This window comes from Anaeromicropila populeti (assembly GCF_900112775.1).
GTDB classification, from domain to species: Bacteria; Bacillota; Clostridia; order Lachnospirales; family Lachnospiraceae; genus Anaeromicropila_A; species Anaeromicropila_A populeti.
The window spans coordinates 135,496-156,391 of sequence record NZ_FOYZ01000010.1 but is presented as its reverse complement, the minus strand read 5'-3'; the positions used below and the strand labels follow the sequence as shown (position 1 = coordinate 156,391).

Here is a 20,896-nt window from a genome sequence, read left to right as displayed (position 1 = left end):
CCTCCTTCCTAGATGGTTTTCGTATACTCGATAACCACATAGCCCGTATAATCTGTCCGGTCAACACCAGGTTCAACAACGACATTTGTTTTATCCACATAAAGACCGATTTGTGAAGCGAAGTTGTTATACCGTGCAAGCGGTAGTGGCAAGAAGTTGGTGCCATTTGTTGCAAAGCCGGATAAACTAACAACTGTACTTAGGTTTGCTATGCCATGGGCTACACTCCCAGGAGTAGCGTTGGGAAGGGAGCCGAGGTTTACTACTTTTCGATATATTGCCTTACCATCTATCCATAGACGCCCTGTGTTTTGTTCTGTCATAGAGTAATCAGTAAACGCAGAGGAGATTTTAGTTGCAGTAATCGTGCGTTCTGCAATCTTGGCACCAGTGACCGCTCCATTTGCAATCCGTGCTGTAGTTATTGGATCGTTATTAATATTCAACCAGTTCGCTTCACCAGACGGATTGTTAAATACAAAAACAGATATCACATAAAACGTCATTGTGTTGCGAGATATAAAAAATCCCATTGCCCGCTGATATCCGTTTCCCGTGTTATCCCCGCTATGCTTTACCAAAAAGACATGCCCGTCATCGCTTGGCTGATCACTGAATTTGTTGCCGCTCCACGAGGTGAAATAAAAAGCATCTCCAGGGCTCATATGGTGCAGGGCATACTGACCGATCGATATAGCTCCTTCTCCAACAATTACCTCAAGTGAGGGCAGTTTCCCAAACAGATTGTTGATACTATCGGTAACAGTATCTCCTTGGATATTGGGGTCAAGATCATGAATATCTCCAAGTGTTTCTGACACATTGCCTAATGCTTCTGCAATATCAGAGATGCCAGTTGGGGCAGATAATGCCGTTTTAACCTCACTCATATCAGAGCGAATTTTTTGAGCTATTGTTAGCTCGCTCTTTCCGAATACTACGCTGATGCTTTGACCGTCCGCGTCATAAGTCTCCTCCACTTCAGCGATTCGTGTTGTCATAGATACACCCCATGCTTTGGAAATAACCTTAACAACCTGGCCAAGGTCAAAGTCTACCTTATAAGTCAGGTTGCCATGTGGGTTAACTGATGTATCAAAGGAATAACGTATTACTTGCTCATTTAGCTTGCTCTGCCCACGAAAAATCAGTGTATTGATATAATCCACTCCAAAATCTTCTGCCCGTAGGTCTTTAGCATCCACAAAAATCTCATGTCGAGATTCTCCTGATCCACTTGTAATTGCTACAAATGTCCGCTCTGCACCTTCGCCCTCTCCACCTATAAGAGCAGTGTTAGCAAAATCTGCTGCACTTACTGTATAAACCTGCTCAGTTAGGTTCTCATACTCCTTAGAGAACACTGCCTGTGATTCAGTCCCCTTATACAGCATTATTGTAAAAACCCCTGTTTCAGGAGTAAAAATAGTCTTGATACCAACCTCCGAAACTTCACATAGTTCCGTCACTGCGTCCATCAAGTTGCGGTACGAAATTTGGGTGCTAATGGGTATATCTAGGCTTGGGGATGAAAAGGATATACCGCTGATCTTTCTTGCTACATCAGAAGGATTGATAAGATTATTTTCTATAAGTTGCTCCACACAATCAGAAATGTCACCGGACAATTTCTCCGTTTGCCATACAATGCGTCTAGCAAGAAAGGACGTGGCAAAGCGACCACTTACCGTAATAAATTCCTGATCCGTCTGAGACAAGGAAAGATGCTCAATAATCCCAGCTTCTTCATCATCGTTCTTCCAAATGATATTTCCTTCTTTTAGAAGTTCGGCATTCTCTTGTGTAGCGATGGCTTTTAGTTCAAATGAACCACACTGAGAATAACGCCGCGTCCATCGAAGATATTCGAAAGATTCCACGATGCCCACAAGCTCCCGGTATGTATTAAAGATATATAGTTCCATACTCACACCCCCAAAAATTGTGGACGAAAGTAAATACTGACCTCCAACAGTTCCATATTGACTGAAGCGTCATAGCGCAGTGTGTTAGTACCTGCAGCAAGCTGAAAAAACGTTGAATTGGTGTCCAACAGTGAAAAGGCATTTGTAACCGTTGACCCTACAACCTGGGCCACACGCTTACCAGCGAAATGGGTATACACACGAAGTTCATCACCAGCACTCATTGTAGTGAGAAGCCGGATATATTCTCCCGTGTCTATGTTTAGTAGTTCAGGGTTGGTAACCGTACCCAGTGCTCGAAATACGATTTCGCATCCACAAGATACATCACCAATGTTTTCTACTGTGATGATTTGGCTCGGCTGACGCATTCCAAACTCCATACCACTTACTGGTATCTCCAGTTCAAACTCAAATAGAGGTATCCATGATGCCAGTTCCTCTCTCACCTCATCTAATGTTTCGAAGAAAGGGGATGGACATAGTAAACTTACAAAGAAGTTTGGTATGCGTTGTCTAGTAGAAACAGTAAATCCTGCTTCCTCTACCACACAAGCAATTTGCCGTCCACGATATAAAAGAGTTCCTCGCATTTTTGGAGTAAATATCTTAAGAAATCTCTGTCTCCGTACATAAGCCTCGTCAAGAGAATCCGCTACGACCGTACCTTCTAGCGTGATATTACGCATATCCAGTGTGGAGGAAATATAAAAAGCACCGTCTTGATCCGGTGCCTTAAATGTATTAACGGTCTGGCGTATGTTGCCTGTTCCGTCTATCTTGGTAAGAAAATACGGGCGGCTTTGTTTTAGGGTGATACTCTCACCGTTTGAGTTAATATAAGTAAGTTCCACTGCCAGACCTCCTTTAATATTCTAGTGCCAGTTTGCGAGACAGATTTTTGAATTCCCTGGCTAATTCTTTTTCAGATAGAGGCTTTGGTGACACAACAGAGATATTTTGAGTGATACTTGTACCATTGGCATTCCCTTGCCCAGATAAACCTCTGTAATTAAAATCAAAACTAGTTGGTACAGCATTTTGCATATCCCTTGAAACTGCTGTCATTGCATCCTCAAAACCTACACCAATACCTTCACCCATATTGTGGCCAATTCCAGCAAATAGCTTTGAAGGTGAACTGATGCCGAAGAAATTCTTAATCTTTGATACAACATTGCCGAAAAATCCAGAGATTTTACTCCATAGCCATGCACCTGCATCTGAAATACCTTGCCACAAACCTTTGATTAAGTTTCCACCTACTTTAGCCATCTGGCTTATATAACTGGTAAAAGCATTGACCAATCCTGAGATAATCTGAGGTACAGCCTTGACGATCTCTACGATTATCCTTGGAAGATTCGCAATTAATGCCACAAACAGCTGAACACCGGCCAAGATGATCTTGTCGATGTTACCTACAATAGCGTTTACCAAGGATGTTATTATTTTCGGAATAGCCCCAACCACAGTAGTGATAATTTGTGGGAGTGCCTGTATGAGTGATATTAATAGACGTATGCCCGCATCTATAATCAATGGAATTGACCCAATAACTGCACTGATAATACTGTCGATAATCTGCGGGATTGCTTCCACGATTGCTGTGATGATAGTAGGCAGTGCTGTAACCAATGAAGTCAATAATTGAATACCAGCATCAATAATCTGTGGAATGGATTCAACTATAAAATCCACTATTGCTTTTATGATGACAGGTAAGGATGATGTTAGTTGAGGTATTGCATCTACCAATCCCTGTGCTAATCCTATAATCAACTGCAAAGCGGCATCCAAAATAAGTGGTAGGTTATCCATTAATCCTTGAACAATCTGCGTGACTGCCGAAACTGCTGCGGGTATGAGTTGCGGTAGAGCCATGCCAATACCCTCCACAAGTGCGGTTACCAGTTCTATTGCTGCATTTATGAGCAGTGGAAGATTATCAATCAACGCACCGACAATCGTCATTACTGCATCTACTGCCGCTGGAATCAGTTCAGGCAATAAGTTCAAGAGTGTCTCCAACACCTGCGTGAACAGGCTCGTGACAGTTTCCAACAACATCGGAAGCAGGTCACCTATTGCTGTTAATATCGCATCGAACGCAGGCGGTAGTGAGGTTACGATGTTTTCTAAAACAGGCACGATATTTTTAACGACTGCACGGAATGCATCCACAAGATTTCCCGTCAAATTTGTCATGTCTGCATTAGCGTTACCGAGTCCTGCTGTAAAAGAGCCAAGTGCAGCTTGTAATAACCCAATAGAACCAGAAATGGTCTCAGTTGACTCTCTCGCAAAGTTTCCGGCATACTGCTGTGTGTTTTCAAAAAACATCTGCATTGCCACTTCGGCTTTTTCGGCTTGTGTAGCGGTATTCCAAGTGAAATCTAATCCCTTAGCAAGAGCATAAGCTTCGATGTTTGTAGCATTCATGGCAACACCTAAGTTATCCATCATGGTAAAGTTGCCTTTTGCCGCTCCCGTAACCGCTTCCATGGCAGCGGACATATCTATACCCATAACGGATGCCATATCTGCTGCACGTTGCATCGCTTTTTCTGTCAATTCAAGACTTTTTCGCTGTTCAATGCCAGAGCCTTGGAACAATGCACCCATTTTATTAGCCGTTGCCAAATACTCACTTTGGGAAATTCCGAGATTTCTATAGGCTTCTTCACCGGTTTTTTGAATTGAAGCAGCATACGCTCCAAAGACTGCTTCTGAGCCACCTAGGTTTTGTTCCAATTCTCCAAACTGAGTAACTACCTCTTTACCCAATTTTATAGCAGCAGCTCCAGCAGCAACTGCAACTGTGCCCATAGCCACACCGATGCCCTTGAGTATACCACCAAGCTTTTCAAATTTACCTCCAGAATCTTCCGCACTTTTGCCTGAGTTGTCCAACTCTTCACCGAGATTATCTGCTTCAACCGCAGACTGCTGAAGTTCGCGCTCCATATTATTGAGTTCTGCCTGGGCTCTGTTCAGCTGAATCTGCCAATTTTGAGTGCGGCGGTCATTTTCACCGAAAGAGGAGGTGGCATTATCAAGAGCGGCCTTAAGGGTTGAAATCTTTTCTTTCTGTGCGTCGATTTCTTTATTCAAAACCGCATTACGAGCAGTGACCGACTGGATAGATTTATCGTTTTTATCAAACTGACTGGTCACAAGTGCCATTTCACTACCCAGCACCTTAAAGGACTGATTGATATCTCGTAGGGCGTTCTTAAACTCACGCTCGCCCTCGACGCCTATTTTCAATCCAAAATTGTCCGCCATACCTTCACCTCCTCCTATATGCCTGGTGGGATAATATCATCAATCGTTCGAGTTTTCTTCGGCTTTTCGATCCCATGCCATTGCTTGTGGCAAGCCCATAAATCAAAAAACAGTCCAATTGGCATAAGCCAGAATTCCTCTGCGTCCATGCCCATCTGAACTGTTCCATAATAATAAAGTCGGGTAAAGACTTCAGCGTCCGTTACCCGACTTCCATGTTTTTTGGAGTTTCTTCCTCACTTTCCACGTTGCGCTTTGCACCTTTGAACATTGCTTCGGTGATTGCACTTTTATATTCCGCCAAATCAAGTGGTGAGGTAAGAAGCTCCACTTCTTCCTCTGTCAACAATTCTTCTGGTGCGTTCTTATTCTTAAGATTACGAATTAAAATGGACTGGTTTGCAAGCAGTGTGATTAGCCAAACGATCTCGTCCAGTGCCATCTCAAAGTTTTCTGATTTCATCAGTTTTTCTCCAAGATTTTCAAGACCACCGTAACGACCAGCAATTGCTTTTGTTGCACGTGTAGTTAAAACCAGTTCATACTCTTTGTCACCTATTTTGATTGTGGCACTTCTCTCATTATCCATCATTTCTCCTCCTATGGTTCAGGTGTATATACGGGTTCATAAACTTCAGTGAACCAGCCTGTTATGGTGGACGATGAAACACCGGGGTCACCTTCTGTGACTTCTGCTTTCCATGGGTGCTTGCCCAACCCATCCAGCTTGTTCCTGCGCATAACTGTTCCTTCAATAGTAGGTGTAGAAAAGGTAATGGAATCCGCCTTTGTCTGTAAGTTGGTCGCTGGTAGTCCAAACTTAACGCGATATAACCAAAAATATCGGTATGTTCCATTAGCCTTTTGCGCACGAAACCCAACTGCAACAGGTGTACCTACACTCTCACTTGCAGAAATTAATACCCCATTGTCGTCGGTAGACGCACCAGTTAGATCTGCTGCTACTGTCGGGCCAATGTCATCTACACCGAGAGTGAGTGTACCGCTGTTAAAGTCCTTCACAACCTCGGCAGCACCATCATCGGCATACAGAATTGCTTCCACCAATTCTACCGAAAGTTCGGCAGTAATGGCTTTTGCGAGTACCGAAGGCACACCATAGGTTTCCTCGCCATTTGAGTCCTCGGTTATTTTTGCATAGTACAGTTTATCCAAACCGATAGTTGCCATATGTTATTCCTCCATTCCATAGTTTTTCGCCACGTCGATGGCGTAATGATGATATCCAGTATCATCCTCGTGACCAATATACCTACGCTCAGTCACTGTAAAATCATCGTTTAACAAAGCCGTTGTAATCTGCCTCTTTCTCTCTAAGTAATTGCTCTTGGAAAATAGTGATATCCGTACTTCCTGCACATCAAAGCCAGGGCGGTTATCCGCATGAACTTCAAAAACATCCGAAAGTGGGAGTATCACCACGTACTCATCCGGTGCCAAACCTGAAAAAACCCCGGTTTCTACGGGGATAGGTATTGCTGTCAGAAGTGTATTTAGCTCCTCTAAGATATTCATATTTTATCAATCTCCTCCTCTAGCTTTGCGATCATCGCATTGATACAAGGTTTCCTAGATGCAGTTCTCGCAGGCTTTAGGAAGGGTTTTGCAGGCTGACCATGCTTACCATATTCAATGATTGTAGCAATTTTAGCATTGCTCTCACCATCAGAACGTGGCTCGGAAAAGCCAACTTTAACATTGAAGTTTCCGTTTCTATCTTGCTTTGCACTTGAAAGTCCTAGTGAAGATAGTAGCTCCCCAGTACTTTTGGATGGATATTTTGTGTTCTTACCAATTACTTTACTTAGATTCCCCTTAACTTTATCCAGTACCACTTCACCGCCAACTTCCAGAACCTTAGGAAGAATTACATCGGTCTGGTCAGCTAATCGTGATACCTTTAAAAGGAATTCTTCTGGCATCTTTATATTCACTTTTGCCATATCCATCACCTCACAGTTGGTTCTATCTTTTCTGCTAAAACCTCGACATACATGCCTCGTTTTCTTACATCATCAACACTTAAAATCTGATATCTGCCATCATCACAAACGATGACCATTTCACTGGTCACCCTAAGGCCAGATATTTTTCTAAACCTAAATAGGGAAGTTGCAGAAGAAAATGATGCCCTATTTGCCCACCGATCACTGCCATGCCGATCTTCCTTGTAGGCACGTACACTGGCAAGTATGTTATCGCCTATAGCAGCGAAACCATCCTTGTCTTTAATAGGCTCTGTACTGATGATATCAATAAAGGTGTTCATCTTTCCAAAACTCATAATTTACACCTTCCAATCCCGGTCTAGCCTAAGAAGTAGGTTCACCGTGTTCCAAACCTGCTGCCCCGCCTGTACGCTATCGGCGAAGAAACCAGCCGTCGAGCCATCTCTGCTTTCGTAGAAATGACTCGACAGCATGATTACTGCCTGTTCAGTAGTTGGGGGCATAATATTCTCAGTGTAATAACCCTCAGCAACATGCTGATAACTTTCCGCATAAGAGACGGCGGCTTTGATGTAATGCAGCAGAAGTCCATCGTCTGCGTCATGCGTCAGGATCAGATTTGCTTTTACTTTAGGGAGAAGATTATCAGTTGTCATGCCGTCCGCCTCCTTCCGGTCATTCTTCGTCTGTAGCCATTAACCCAGCCGCTTTTAGTTTAGCGAGCAGAGCATTAAAATCTGTGACAAGAGTGGCTGTATCCTCAGCTATGCTGTCGGCTTGATTAGCAGCCATTTTTACCAGCCCAGAGACTGACTCCGTAGCATCGGTAGGATATGTTGGAGCATACAGCTTACCATCTTCACCAATTTTGATTTCGACAGTATCACCCTCATCAGCAGCGGCGGCTTTTACACCACCAAGAGTCTCCTCTGTTGCCACGAGAAGCGGATCGGCGGAGAGCCCCGTTACCGAGGCTCCTTCCTTGATTTCAAGTGTTCCGCCTATAACAGTTTTTTCTCCGCCTTGTTCGGTATAATTCTTAGTGTTATAGCTCATAACGCACCTCCATTAAGCTTTCTGCTGAAGTACTTTTATGGCTTCAGGTAGAATTAATTTTCCATCCACACGCTGAGTAGCAACAAAGCCTACTTGACCAGTAACAGCATAAAGTTCATTAAGCCTCTTAAATACACGACCCTGACGATCAGCTACCCAGTAATAACTAAAATCACCAAATGCGATACTCTTTGCAGCTGCAGCAATAGTTGGCATATATGCAGAAGTATACAATGGTCGATTGAGGATAGTATCCGGTGTACCTGCCTGTAAGGAAGGTTGCCATAGGTACTGTCCTTGACCATCCTTTAGTTTACGGATTGCTTTTACAGTGGCGTCGTTCATAACGAATACAGCCTTATTACGGTAAGGTGCCTTTAATGAATAGAACAGATCAAGAACCTCGTCCATAGTGATTGCCGTAGCACCTGCAGTAGTCACACCAATTTGGGCACCACCTGTAGAAGCAAGGATACCTGTCGGTTTTCCAGATCCATCACCGGTAAAGAAAGCTTCTTCCTCTTTGTTACCGATACGCCTTGCAAACTCCTTAGAGATGTAGGCTTCAAGATTGAACACAGAATCGTTAAGAAGCTCCTCGGAAACTTTGATCATGGTAGCGAGTTTGTAAGCTCCTATAGAAACCTGTCCGAAACTATCATCGCTATCTGGGATAGTGCCTTCTTCATCCACCCAGGAAGCAGTACCTTTTGTAGCTACAACAGGAATTTTCCTATCGCCAGAAGATGTATTGATAACATTGGCCAGTGAACGGAAAATGTTCTCTTCCTCAAGAGCCTCTACTAAGGTACGTTCAAACTCGTCAGGCACAAGATAACCACCCTCGGAGTCTGTACCGATTTGAAGGGCATTTCTTACGTTTACATCAAGGCCTTCACCTGCACGAGTACGCATAGCATTCCAGAATGCTTTCTTGTACTCTGCAGACGCACGTCCTGTCTTATCTTCAGCATGTTTGGACGGTGTGTTTGTAATAGGGCTACTAGTGGCTTTGGAAAGTTCTAAGTCAATAACCGCCTGACGTTCCAAACGTTCTATTTCCTTACCAAGTGCAACAACTTCAGCTTCCATCTTTTCATAGGTTTGTGTGTCCTCTGCGGATAACAATCCATCACCGCCACGTTTTGAATCAAGGAATGCCTTCGCCGCATCCCAAACCTTAGCGCGTTTCTCGCGCAATTCAAGAATTTTACTCATTGTTATTTCCTCCTTTAAATTAGTGAGAAATTAAAGAAAGCCGCTTATCCAGCGACTCTATAGGTGTACCTGTTTTTTGTTTTTGTTTTTTAGGTAGTTTGCTAATAAGTGAGTTAGTAACCGCCATCCTGCTAAAGATAAGGCTATCCGTCAAATCCGGTGTTTCATTTTCCATAAACATGATCTTATCTGCAAAACCCAGTTCGATGGCTTTATTTGCATTCATCCATGATTCTGCATCCATCAGATGAGAAAGCTTTGTTCGGGAAAGACCAGTCTTTAACTCATAGGCATTAATAATACTTTCCTTAACCTCATCTAATAGAGCTTTAGCTCGTAGCATTTCCTCGCTATCACCGATGGCAATAGTCGAAGGGTTATGAATCATAATCATGGATACCGGCGACATATATACATCTCCACCCGCCATTGCAATAACAGAAGCTGCACTTGCCGCAAGCCCGTCAATTTTTACAGTGACCTTTCCTGTATAGTCCATAAGCATGTTGTAAATCTGAGCTGCTGCAAACACATCCCCGCCAGGAGAGTTAATCCACACTGTAATATCACCGGTGCCAGCCAGCAGTTCATCTTTGAACATCTTAGGTGTGACCTCATCACCCCACCACGTTTCTTCGGATATCACTCCATTTAAATAGAGAGTGCGCCCTTCATCAGAGTCTCGCACCCAATTCCAGAACTTCTTCATTTACTGACCTCCTTCGGTTTTGGCAAACGCTCCTGCGTCAGCCAATTTCGTCATATTTCCGTTAACCAGATATAAATCGCCACCTTCCTCAGCTGGGATACGGTTCATGTCCTCCAATTCACGGATATCATTAGCTGACATCCAGCCATTTTGTCGCCCAATAGCATAGCCATTCATTCGGCTTTGATAATCGCCGCGAAGCAGACCATCTAAATTGAACTTGATGAATACTGATGTTTTCTCAGAAGGCAAAATAAGCGATTGCTGGAGACTTTGCTCCCATCTCACCACCCACGGATCGAGAGTGTATTTTACAAACTCCAAAGACTGCTGCTCGATATTAGAGAAGCTAGATTTCTCAAGATCTCCCACCATATGAGGAGGCACACGGAAAATCCTTGCAATCTCATTGATTTGAAATTTCCGTGTTTCTAAAAACTGAGCCTGTTCTGGAGGTATACCGATGGCTTGAAACTTCATGCCCTCTTCCAATACAGCGATTTTATGTGCCTTAGCTGTGCCTTGGTAAGCACTATTCCAGCTATCCTTGACTCTCTGTATGTCTTTAATTACTCCTGGGTGCTCCAGCACACCGCCGGGATTGGCTCCATTAGCAAAGAATGCCGCACCGTATTCTTCGGTAGCAAGTGACATACCGATTGCATTTTTTGCCATAGCAATAGGGCTATAGCCAATGAGTCCATCAAAGCCCAAGCCTGGTATGTGAAGTACATCATCTTTGCGAAGTGTGACATAGCCGCCCTTTGGATTCAGGCCACTTTCGTCTGTATCCCGGTAGTAGGTATAAACCAGTTCACCATTTGATGCTCGACTTACTTCCATCTTGTTAGGAAGTAGAGGATAAAGCGCAATTGCCTGGCCACGACCATTTCGAACTATCTGTGCATAAGCATTGCCCCAAAGTAAAAGATGACTCATCAGTGTTTCTCGAAACACAAATGAAGTCATCTCTGGATTTGGTTCATCATGAAGAAGGTAATACAAAGGGTGGAAAGGAATCTTTTCTTTACCTCCATCAGAACGATATCTATATACATGTAGTGGCAGTCCAGCAATAGCTTCAGCTAGTATTCTTACGCAGGCATACACCGCTGTTGCTTGCATTGCAGTACGCTCATTTACTGTTTTGCCAGATGATGTACCGCCGAATAGGAAGGAAAATGCGCTACCCACACGGTTTTGCGGTTTGTCCCTTGAACGAAACAGTCCTTTTAATAAATTCATAGGCCTCACCTCCAAATTGAAAGAATTACACCACAAACAATCATTGAAATTTATAGAATTATTAAACCTCTCTCGTCATACACCGAGTCTCCACTATTACCTGGTCCACAGCGGATGGCGCGGTCGAGTGCCATAATAGTTGCCACTGCTCCATCTATTTTTTCTGTACTTTTTTCCTTGTCCGGTTTTATATTTCCAGCCGGATCTGTTTTTATATAGATGTTATCCATCATCCACCGTAGTACTGGATGCCCGCCGTGTGCTATTCTTTCTTCTAATGTCAATTTCATAAGTTCCTTTGTAGGTGGTGACATATCTTTAAAACCTTGACCGAAAGGAACTACAGTAAAGCCTAACCCTTCAAGATTTTGCACCATCTGAACAGCGCCCCAGCGGTCAAAAGCAATCTCTCGAATGTTGTACTTTTCCCCCAGTTCTTCAATGAATTTTTCAATGTATCCATAATGGACTACATTTCCCTCGGTGGTTAAAATATAGCCTTGCTTCTCCCAAAGATCGTATTGCACGTGGTCTCGTCGAACTCGGAGGTCAATATTATCCTCCGGCATCCAAAAATACGGGAGAACGGTATATTTATCTGTTTCATCTTCCGGTGGGAACACCAGCACGAAGGCTGTAATGTCAGTGGTAGAGGATAAATCAAGTCCTCCATAGCATACTCTACCTTCAAGGCTCTCTGGTTTTACTGGAAACGCACAGGCATCCCACTTTGCCATTGGCATCCAACGGACAGATTGCTTAACCCACTGGTTCAGACGCAGCTGTCGAAAGCTATTTTCCTCAGCAGGGTTCTGTTTTGCGCTTTCACAAGCTGCTCTAACTTTATCGATACTTACTGTAATTCCTAGGCTTGGATTTGCTTTCTTCCATACTTTGGGATCAGTCCAATCATCCTCTTCTTTGGCACCGTAGATTACGGGATAAAAAGTAGGATCGTATTTTCTTCCCTCAATAATATCAACCGCTTTTTGGTGTGTTTCATAGCAGATACTCTGGGTATCCGTCCCTGCAGTGGTGATAAGAAAATATAGCGGTTGGGTTCTCGCATCACCAGACCCTTTTGTCATAACATCAAATAGTTTCCTATTTGGCTGAGTATGAAGTTCATCAAAAACAACACCATGTATATTGAAGCCGTGTTTTGAATAGGCTTCAGCCGACAATACCTGATAAAAGCTGTTGGTCGGCAGGTACACCAGTCGTTTAGTTGAAGCCAGCAACTTCACTCGTTTATTCAGCGCTGGACACATCCGCACCATATCGGCTGCTACTTCAAATACAATTGATGCCTGCTGGCGATCTGCGGCACAACCGTATACCTCTGCTCGTTCTTCACCATCTCCACAAGTGAGGAGAAGTGCGATTGCTGCTGCAAGCTCGCTTTTTCCCATCTTTTTAGGTATTTCTATATAAGCCGTGTTAAACTGCCGGTATCCATTAGGTTTTAAGATACCGAATAAATCACGGACAATTTGCTCCTGCCAATCGATAAGTTCAAAAGGCTTGCCTGCCCATGAACCTTTCGTATGGGAGAGTGCTTCGATAAAAGCCACAGCGTAATCAGCAGCGTCCTTATCGTAATATGACCCTTCAGCTATAAAGGCGGTCGGCTTATATTTCTTCAGTTTCCGCATAAACACCGCCCCTTTATGAAAAAGGACAAAAGAAAAGAGCCTCAATCCTATAGATGAAGCCCTTTTCTCTATCCTATTTAGATTTAGTTATTTCTTTATATCCACTTCACCCGTCAGTATGAAATGGGCATATTCTGCTTTATGGTCTATTAAATAGACTACCAATTCATAAAACCCTCGTTCATTTGCCTCATACTGTACTCGGTCCACATCAAACATATTTGTGACTCCACTTTCTCGGATGGAAAGGATTTGTTGCTTAATTATCTCATTCATTGGCTACCTCCTCCGATTCTATTGAATCAGTTGTAGCTTTGCGCAGGATTTCCACATCGAAGCCCGCACTCTTATAGCCTTCTAAAATTGTACTGTAATAATAACAACTCGGCTGTCCAAGCGGTCTACCATCATTCATGATGTAGACCATCGCCTTGACGGTTTTGCTTCCCAACTTCACTTTTATTGTTTCCTTTCGATAAAGGAACGGCCATCCCTCGTAACGGTCAAGTGCCGCTTCATCGGTCGGTGTAATCTCCCAAACTAAAACTGGTACGTTGCCACCCTCAAAAGGCTCGATTGTCGCCACAGCGCCCGCGTGTGCCCCTCGAAATAATAGGCGGTGGTCATTGATTTGACTTGCTCCTACCACCTTCGCTGTGGGGCATCTGTCGGCCATTTGCTTTAGATTAAGGTTGGAGCCATAGGCAAGATATAATTTATTCTTCATTGTAATCCTCCTTCTTAGCTTTGTGGGTTAGGGGCAGCTCAGGCCGCCCGAAACCGCCATGCAGCTGAACCCGAAAGTGCTGCTGTCAAATGTTCTCTGCAGTTTGCAAATTCATCCCCAATGAAACCAATCCGGTTTAGATAGGTTCTCATGGCAAATTTCTCGTTTTCCACCTGCGGTTTCTTTGCTGATGCACACTTTTGTGTTAAGGCTTGGTGGTTGATGGCAAGTGCTAGAACAATGTAGCTTCTTATCTTTCCTGCATGAAGTTCGCTATTGAACCCTCTAAGTTCAACTGTATGGTTTCCGGTAAAAAAGCTGTGAAGGTTGAGGAAATGGTAGCGGCTGTTGTGGTAATGAGTGTTTCTACTCTCGCTGTAACCTTCGTACCAAATGTCCTCAATTTGTCTCATGGTTTTAGGCTTTTTACTGTTCATCTTCTCAACCAAAATGCTGTCCATCTTTTTGCAGTAATTCATTCTCTGCGGTGCAATCTGAAGTGCTTTATAAAATAAGTCGTTTTTGCTTGCAATGATATTTACAAAGTTTCGAATGCTTCGTGGGGTATGTTCAGCACCGTCTAGATGAATGTGAATTCCGCAAGATGTATTTGTAAAGGCTCCAGCTTTGCGAAGCTTTCTTACTAGCTCCTGCAAAGTTTCAATGTCCTCACGGTAGGTTAGGATTGGACTAACCAACTCAACGCTATAATCTCTACCTGCAGCTACTTTTCTTCTACCTTCTTTTCTTTGGCAGTTGATGCTCCCATCGTACATAAACTTCCACACTCGACCATCTGAAGTTTTTACCTTCTTGGTGTCGTAGTAAGTCCCGCCTTCACTGTAAAGGCCTTGCAAAAACTCTGCAGCGACTCTAGCCGCCCTTTCCCTTGTAATCCCGGTAAATTCAATCTCAATCCCGAATTTTGCACTTAACATCGTGTCTCGCTCCTTTTAAAGTGTGTTTGTCCTTTCGGCATATACATATATCACTCTAAAAGGCTTATATAGCAAGACAATTCTACAATATAAATCTACATATTTACTGCCATATTGGTCTTAAAATGTGTATTTTTATTCTTCGATTTTCCTGCATAAATCCTCTCCAAAGACCACTCCAAGGGAACTGCCTGAATCCCAACTGACGTGGATGGTTCCCATGTCATCAACACTAGTAACCGTACCTTTAGTCCCAGGCTGAAGCTTGGTATAAGGGTCATTCATTTTAAGTAGCATGACACGAGTTCCCGGAGTGTAATAACTCCTAAGTTGTTTTAGCATTTCTGGGTGAATGATATTCATTATTCACTCACCTCCTTATGCTTGGCAGTTCCGCTTTTGAAGGCAGAGCTACCGGACAGTTTGGAGAGGAGAATTTTTCGTTCGGTTTTGTATTCTGGACCGATAAAGCCAAGTCTTAGAAGGAAACAACGGAAAGCGTACTTTTCATTCTCCACTGATTTCTCGGTCGAGTTGACGCGAGTCTGCTTCTTTGCCATTTCGCAAAGTGCTGTTACAAAGTGAGTATAAGCCTTAACCTCCTCTGCGGAGCACTCACTTTGGAACCAGGGGAAGGTTACAAATTCCTCATTTACGATAATGGGAATAGAGTCAGTATCAAGTGCTTTCTTTATAAGGGTTTCTTTGCTTTCTACCAATCCTTTTAGGTTATCAAGTGCGATTTCGGTAAAACTCTCCCTCGGCATTTGAATAATCAATCTAACATCTTCGATTTCATCTGGCTCGGCGTATACGGGAGATTCTTCGTAATCATTATATGGGCTTACCCTTCCACCAAGAGCCGCTTCATAGGGAATTTGAATATTTTCAGGAACAAGCTCTGCTTTTGGAAGTGGTGTGTCATATTCTGCTGTAACCGCATTGAAGTCATAAAGGCCTAATAGATCATTAACCAGTTCAGAATTATCTGGTCCTCTGACTACCCCGTTTTTGTCAATGTTGTAGTCTGCCACCTCATATGCAAATGTAGGTGCTCCAAGATATCTTACAGGAGCATTCAGTTTTTGGCTGATTGCGTTGACTAACTCTTTTCTTTTTGCTCCTGTGACATTATAGTTTATCTGCATTTTTATACCGCCTTTCTATTTTCGGTACATACATATATCACTCTAAAGGCTGTTAATATCAAGTCATTTAGGGCATCTTTCTGTAGAAAATACTGTTCCATTAATCGGCGGTATTCCGTGCAGATAACACAATGCCAGTCAGCACAAAACAGACGCATGGAAGTGCTACACCATTACCCCACATTTTGTACTCAGCTGAATCGGAATGAGGGTTGTTAAGCCATTTAATAATTTGCTTTCTTGTTTTCGGCTTGCTACTCTTACCCATGATTTTGCGATGGGTTTCCCAAACCTCCGTCCAGAATGAAATTTCATCTTCTGTAGGATTTTCCGTACCAAGGTCATCACACCAATCATCCGGGAAGCCTTGCAATCTTGCACATTCTGTTGGTGTAAGCCTTCGGACGATATAATTTGGCTCATCGTTTTTCTTGACTGTAATAAGCATATCGTTTGATGCATCCTGACCGTTAAAACCACTTGGATGTGCACCTGCAGAAATCGTACCGCTGATATTTTGATAAGGTTGTGCCACAGCCGATGGGCCTTGAGCATTTAATGTTGAAGCAACACTGTCTTCTGTTATCCCTAAATTTCTAGCAAAATTCTGTCCGCAGTTAAAGGTTTCACGATCAATTGCATACACAACACCATGTCGATCCACTGTATTAAGAGTAAAACTCATATTATCATTTATGCCAGCTCCTTGAGGACCGTTTTTATCCTGTCTTCCAATCATAGAGCCTTGAAGAGCAACTACAGCAATACCACCTTGATTACATCCCGGATTTCCACCATTAGCATCGATGGTTCGAGAAGTATCCGCTTCATATATACCGCTATGAGGATTGCTTGACTGCATAGAGTTGCTCTTATCAGAACAGATGCCAAATGCAGTAGGCACAAAAACGGTCTGGTCATTGTTGCATCCAAGGGTCGCAGACTTATCATCTTGAATTAACGCACCTTTACCGCCACCTTCACACCCAGAACGAATTTTTAGGGTCTTTGGAGTCTCATTTAATGATACAGCCGCTGGTACGACTCCTGCCCTTAACGTTGGTGAAATTTCCTCCTCATATCCAATACTACGACTATCCGATGAATGTTCTGTGCAGAATCCAGCAGTTGTTACAAAAGGTTGATTATTACCACCCTTCCCATATGTAGCGGATACAGTTGGTGCTACATCAACGGGGCCTTTGTATCGTGTATCTTGACTGTGGTTTTCAAACATTACACAGGGTGGATGATTTGCTTTTGCTCTAAGTGTTGCTGTCTTACCATCAAGCACATCGATGCGTTGTCCACCTTGATCGTTTAAGCATACAGTGCCTGTCTTTCCAGTGCAGTTTTTAGCATTTCCGGAAGTTCTTTGCCACGGGCTGCCGCTCGGCGCAAAATTCCTTGGCATGCCTTCGGACTCAAATAGTATTTCTGCGGCACATCTGCCTGCAAAATCTGCGACAAGGTAGATTCTACGACGACGTTGGGGTACTCCGAAATATTGCGCATCGATAGTTCGGTAAGCCACACTCCATCCGTCTCCCATATAGATGTCAGCGTATGGCCATCGTCCTTTTTCATGTAAAGGCACCGAGGTGTTCGGCTCTTTGACACCGATGACCGCTTCGAGGACTGCTCTAAAGTCCTCTCCTTTATTTGACGAGAATGCGCCGGGGACATTTTCCCAGACTGCATACCTTGGATATTGTCCATTGGTCTTACACCTCATTTCCTTGATAATTCTTATTGCTTCATAAAAAAGGACGGATTGTTCTCCGTCCAGACCAGCTCTTTTACCCGCCACACTCATATCTGTGCAGGGAGAGCCAAATGTTATGATATCTACAGGTGGAAGCTCCGCACCATTTAATTTGTTTATATCCCCATAATGCTTCATCTGAGGGATGCGTTTGGTCGTAACTCTTATAGGAAACGGCTCAATTTCAGATGCCCATAAAGGCTCAATGCCACAGAGCAGACCGCCTAGAGGAAAACCTCCGCTCCCATCAAAAAGGGAGCCGAGTCTCAATTTACTCATCTACATTCACCTCCGGCAGGTCACAATATCTTATTTTCGAACCATCTCTTAGGAGAAACACACTGTCTGATTTTCCAACTTGCTCAATATACCTTTTCACAATGACATCACAGTACTTTTCATCCAGTTCAATGCTGTAACAGATTCTATCTGTCTGCTCACAGGCAATCAGTGTGCTTCCTGAACCACCAAAAGGATCAAGCACGATACAATTAGAAAGGCTTGAGTTCATAATGGGATATGCCACAAGTGCCACTGGTTTCATGGTTGGATGGTCGCCATTTTTCTTTGGTTTCTCAAATTCCCAGATGGTGGTCTGCTTTCTATCGGAATACCAGTTATGCTTGCCTTTCTTTTTCCACCCAAAGAGAATAGGTTCATGCTGCCACTGATAAGGAGAGCGACCGAGAACAAGGGACTGCTTTTTCCAAATACAAGTACCGGAAAGATAAAATCCTGCATCGGAGAATGCTCTTCTAAAATTGAGTCCTTCGGTATCCGCATGGAATACATAAATAGAAGCGTCCTTTGCCATCGCTGCTTCGGTGTTCTGAAATGCTGCAAGCAGGAAATCGTAGAACGCTTCGTTAGCCATATTGTCATTTTTGATTTTTCCAGCAGTGCCTTCATAGTTAACATTATATGGAGGGTCCGTAACTACCAAATTAGCAGTTTTCCCATCCATCAAGACATCAAAGGTGTCTTTCTTTGTACTGTCTCCGCAGACTAATCGATGCTGTCCAAGTAGCCAAATATCCCCTAAATGCGAAACAGCGGGCTTTTTCAGCTCGCTGTCTACATCGAAATCATCTTCTTTTATATTATCCTTAAGGGAATCCTTGAAAAGATCGTCCAACTCTCCTGGGTCAAAACCTGTCAAAGACACATCAAAGTCTGAAGCATTTAAGTCCGTGATGAGAAGTGCTAATTTGTCTTTATCCCAATCACCACTTATTTTATTTAGTGCAATGTTCAGCGCCTTCTCCTTTTGCTCATCCAATTCAACAACTACGCAATCTATCTCCTCCATGCCCATACTCAGCAGGATTTTCAAACGCTGATGACCTCCGATGACTCTGCCTGTGGTCTTATTCCATATTACGGGTTCTACATATCCAAACTCCTCAAGGGAACGTTTAAGTTTCTCATATTCCGGATCACCCGGTTTTAAATCCTTCCTTGGGTTATATTCAGCGGGGATGAGTTGTTTAGTTTTTATCTTCTCTATCAACATACTTTTCCACCGCCTTTCTAAATTCACTGTACTTATTTACATCCTCCCACGGGAATAGACAACTATTAAAGTGACCATAAACAGCTGTATCAGAGTAAATCACATTCCTTAGACGCAACTTCTCTATGATTGCCGCAGGTCTTAAATTGAAAATCTCCTGTGCAGCAAGAGTTAATATTTCGTCAGAAACAATACCTGTGCCAAGAGTATTTACAGAAAAGGCTACAGGATTTGCCTTACCAATGGCATAGGATATACTAACTTCACATCTCTTTGCATAACCACACCAGACGATATGCTTTGCAATGTACCGAGCCATATAGACACCGCTTCGGTCAACTTTGGTGGGGTCTTTACCACTAAGTGCGCCACCTCCATGGGATGCAAGTCCTCCATAGGTATCAACCATAATTTTTCTACCAGTTAAGCCTGTATCGGCAGCGGGACCACCTTCGACAAATCTACCAGAGGGGTTAATGAGAATTTCTGTTTCATCATCAAATGGGAAGTCCTCAAAGCACTGCCATAGGACATTGTTAAGGATATCTGTCTTTAGTTCTTCCTGTGTTTTATTCTTATCATGCTGTACCGATATCACAATAGTCTTTATTCGCACTGGAGTGTCCCCTTCATATTCCACCGTCACCTGCGCTTTACCATCTGGGTGGATACCTTTTATCAGTTTCCCTTTTCGGCAATCATCCAGTCTCTTTACAATCCTGTGAGATAGTACAAGGGGTAGGGGAAGCATTTCTCCTGTTTCCTTTGTAGCATAGCCGTACACAGTTCCTTGGTCTCCAGCACCTATCGAACCATACTGTTCATTTATTCCATTTCTTACTTCCAGTGCAGTATCCACGCCAGTTGCAATATCTACACTTTGTTTGTGTACAAATACATAAATCAAGAATTTAAGAGGGTTGTATCCAATCTCTTTAAGGACATTCCTAACAATGTATCGGATGTCTATTTTCTCGCTGCAGGAGATTTCGCCCGCCACGATAATTTTCCCTTTGGTTGCCATTACCTCACAAGCAACACGTGATGCTTTATCTTTACGTAAACATGCTTCTAAAATGCTATCTGCTATGATGTCGCATAGTTTATCAGGATGTCCAGCACATACACTTTCAGCTGTTAAATATCTTTTACTCATTACATATCTCCTCATCTTTATTTTCCTCTGCGGGCAGATAGCAGTCGCTCCATCACATCGTCCTGTGGGTTTAAACCAGAATACTCTGTAGCACAATTCTCTTTAACGATTTGATAAATCTCCATCCACAATCTGTTTGTCTGACTCATAAAGTTCTGACTCATAGCTACATAAGGACTTTGAATAGCATTGCCGGTAGTTGGATGCTTGGCAAGAAAGCCAAACTCAGTTACCGCCTCCTCACACTGTATCCATCTGGCCGCACTCATGGCATATCGTTCTAGAAGCTGTGGGAGCACCAAATGGGCACAGCCTCGCTCCTCAAGCCATTTCCAAGTAATTTCATAAATCTCGCTGGCTACTAGGGTTTTCCCGTCCTTTTGCACCGCTGAGAGCATGGCCCTTGGCTTTGGCATTTCCTGCCCCTTTAAATCAGCGGTATTTTGGAAGTCAATGATTTCTAGCTTTCTCTTACCTGGATTTCCCTGTGCAATTTTATCAGCAAGTGGTTTCTTTTTTTGACCAGAACCTATACGGGCACCGCCACGATTTGTTCCATCTTTGGCCATTCACTCACCTCTTT

General features: G+C 43.3%; 24 protein-coding genes. All 24 read right to left on the bottom strand.

Annotated features, from left to right (window positions below; translation table 11 throughout):
• Window positions 1-8 precede the first annotated feature (8 nt).
• The 24 genes from BM305_RS13395 to BM305_RS13285 all read right to left on the bottom strand — a co-directional run bounded on the left by BM305_RS13395 (window position 9) and on the right by BM305_RS13285 (window position 20,882).
• Window positions 9-1,925: a siphovirus ReqiPepy6 Gp37-like family protein gene (locus tag BM305_RS13395; protein ID WP_092561624.1), complete on the bottom strand. Its 1,917-nt coding sequence runs from the start codon at window positions 1,923-1,925 to the stop codon at window positions 9-11.
• A 2-nt stretch (window positions 1,926-1,927) separates the two neighbouring features.
• Window positions 1,928-2,779, bottom strand: coding sequence for a phage tail family protein (locus BM305_RS13390; RefSeq protein ID WP_092561622.1), 852 nt, complete (start codon window positions 2,777-2,779; stop codon window positions 1,928-1,930).
• A gap of 13 nt (window positions 2,780-2,792) precedes the next feature.
• Window positions 2,793-5,213: a phage tail protein gene (locus tag BM305_RS13385; RefSeq protein WP_092561620.1), complete on the bottom strand. Its 2,421-nt coding sequence runs from the start codon at window positions 5,211-5,213 to the stop codon at window positions 2,793-2,795.
• Between the two features lie 14 nt (window positions 5,214-5,227).
• Complete coding sequence (locus BM305_RS19185; RefSeq protein WP_177214730.1) at window positions 5,228-5,368, bottom strand: hypothetical protein; 141 nt, start codon at window positions 5,366-5,368, stop codon at window positions 5,228-5,230.
• 47 nt (window positions 5,369-5,415) lie between these two features.
• On the bottom strand, window positions 5,416-5,802 hold the full coding sequence (locus BM305_RS13380; protein WP_012102977.1) for a hypothetical protein: 387 nt from the start codon (window positions 5,800-5,802) through the stop codon (window positions 5,416-5,418).
• An 11-nt stretch (window positions 5,803-5,813) separates the two neighbouring features.
• Window positions 5,814-6,404 (bottom strand): major tail protein, encoded by a 591-nt coding sequence (locus BM305_RS13375; protein WP_012102978.1) that lies wholly within the window; start codon window positions 6,402-6,404, stop codon window positions 5,814-5,816.
• Between the two features lie 3 nt (window positions 6,405-6,407).
• Entirely contained in the window at window positions 6,408-6,674 is a 267-nt protein-coding gene (locus tag BM305_RS13370; RefSeq protein WP_456297652.1) for a hypothetical protein, read from the bottom strand.
• Window positions 6,675-6,745: 71 nt separating this feature from the next.
• Entirely contained in the window at window positions 6,746-7,177 is a 432-nt protein-coding gene (locus BM305_RS13365; RefSeq protein WP_092561711.1) for an HK97 gp10 family phage protein, read from the bottom strand.
• Between the two features lie 5 nt (window positions 7,178-7,182).
• A complete protein-coding gene (locus tag BM305_RS13360; protein WP_092561616.1) occupies window positions 7,183-7,518 on the bottom strand; it encodes a head-tail adaptor protein in 336 nt (111 codons plus the stop codon).
• A gap of 3 nt (window positions 7,519-7,521) precedes the next feature.
• Entirely contained in the window at window positions 7,522-7,839 is a 318-nt protein-coding gene (locus BM305_RS13355; protein WP_012102982.1) for a head-tail connector protein, read from the bottom strand.
• A 19-nt stretch (window positions 7,840-7,858) separates the two neighbouring features.
• Window positions 7,859-8,239 carry a head fiber protein gene (locus BM305_RS19660; RefSeq protein WP_092561614.1) on the bottom strand — a complete coding sequence of 127 codons (381 nt, stop codon included), beginning with the start codon at window positions 8,237-8,239 and terminating at the stop codon, window positions 7,859-7,861.
• A 12-nt stretch (window positions 8,240-8,251) separates the two neighbouring features.
• The gene (locus BM305_RS13345; RefSeq protein WP_012102984.1) at window positions 8,252-9,457 is read right to left on the bottom strand and encodes a phage major capsid protein; all 1,206 of its coding nucleotides are present in this window, start codon (window positions 9,455-9,457) and stop codon (window positions 8,252-8,254) included.
• A gap of 19 nt (window positions 9,458-9,476) precedes the next feature.
• On the bottom strand, window positions 9,477-10,166 hold the full coding sequence (locus tag BM305_RS13340; protein WP_092561612.1) for a head maturation protease, ClpP-related: 690 nt from the start codon (window positions 10,164-10,166) through the stop codon (window positions 9,477-9,479).
• Window positions 10,167-11,411, bottom strand: coding sequence for a phage portal protein (locus BM305_RS13335; RefSeq protein WP_012102986.1), 1,245 nt, complete (start codon window positions 11,409-11,411; stop codon window positions 10,167-10,169).
• A 50-nt stretch (window positions 11,412-11,461) separates the two neighbouring features.
• Window positions 11,462-13,066 (bottom strand): terminase large subunit, encoded by a 1,605-nt coding sequence (locus BM305_RS13330; protein WP_041700827.1) that lies wholly within the window; start codon window positions 13,064-13,066, stop codon window positions 11,462-11,464.
• A gap of 87 nt (window positions 13,067-13,153) precedes the next feature.
• Entirely contained in the window at window positions 13,154-13,342 is a 189-nt protein-coding gene (locus tag BM305_RS13325) for a DUF5049 domain-containing protein (protein WP_012102988.1), read from the bottom strand.
• A complete protein-coding gene (locus BM305_RS13320; RefSeq protein ID WP_018664387.1) occupies window positions 13,335-13,793 on the bottom strand; it encodes a gamma-glutamylcyclotransferase family protein in 459 nt (152 codons plus the stop codon). The genes BM305_RS13325 and BM305_RS13320 overlap by 8 nt, the downstream gene beginning before the upstream one ends.
• 38 nt (window positions 13,794-13,831) lie before the next feature.
• Entirely contained in the window at window positions 13,832-14,731 is a 900-nt protein-coding gene (locus BM305_RS13315; protein ID WP_092561610.1) for an amidoligase family protein, read from the bottom strand.
• Window positions 14,732-14,866: 135 nt separating this feature from the next.
• Window positions 14,867-15,073 (bottom strand): DUF4314 domain-containing protein, encoded by a 207-nt coding sequence (locus BM305_RS13310; protein WP_330393482.1) that lies wholly within the window; start codon window positions 15,071-15,073, stop codon window positions 14,867-14,869.
• A 20-nt stretch (window positions 15,074-15,093) separates the two neighbouring features.
• Complete coding sequence (locus BM305_RS13305; RefSeq protein WP_092561608.1) at window positions 15,094-15,879, bottom strand: virulence protein; 786 nt, start codon at window positions 15,877-15,879, stop codon at window positions 15,094-15,096.
• Window positions 15,880-15,979: 100 nt separating this feature from the next.
• The gene (locus tag BM305_RS13300; RefSeq protein ID WP_092561606.1) at window positions 15,980-17,923 is read right to left on the bottom strand and encodes a DNA cytosine methyltransferase; all 1,944 of its coding nucleotides are present in this window, start codon (window positions 17,921-17,923) and stop codon (window positions 15,980-15,982) included.
• Window positions 17,916-19,157 (bottom strand): site-specific DNA-methyltransferase, encoded by a 1,242-nt coding sequence (locus BM305_RS13295; RefSeq protein WP_092561604.1) that lies wholly within the window; start codon window positions 19,155-19,157, stop codon window positions 17,916-17,918. Before BM305_RS13295 ends, BM305_RS13300 begins: the two co-directional genes overlap by 8 nt.
• On the bottom strand, window positions 19,132-20,313 hold the full coding sequence (metK, locus tag BM305_RS13290) for a methionine adenosyltransferase (RefSeq protein ID WP_143099180.1): 1,182 nt from the start codon (window positions 20,311-20,313) through the stop codon (window positions 19,132-19,134). The genes BM305_RS13295 and metK overlap by 26 nt, the downstream gene beginning before the upstream one ends.
• Window positions 20,314-20,330: 17 nt before the next feature.
• Complete coding sequence (locus BM305_RS13285; RefSeq protein WP_024400905.1) at window positions 20,331-20,882, bottom strand: P27 family phage terminase small subunit; 552 nt, start codon at window positions 20,880-20,882, stop codon at window positions 20,331-20,333.
• Window positions 20,883-20,896: the final 14 nt, after the last annotated feature.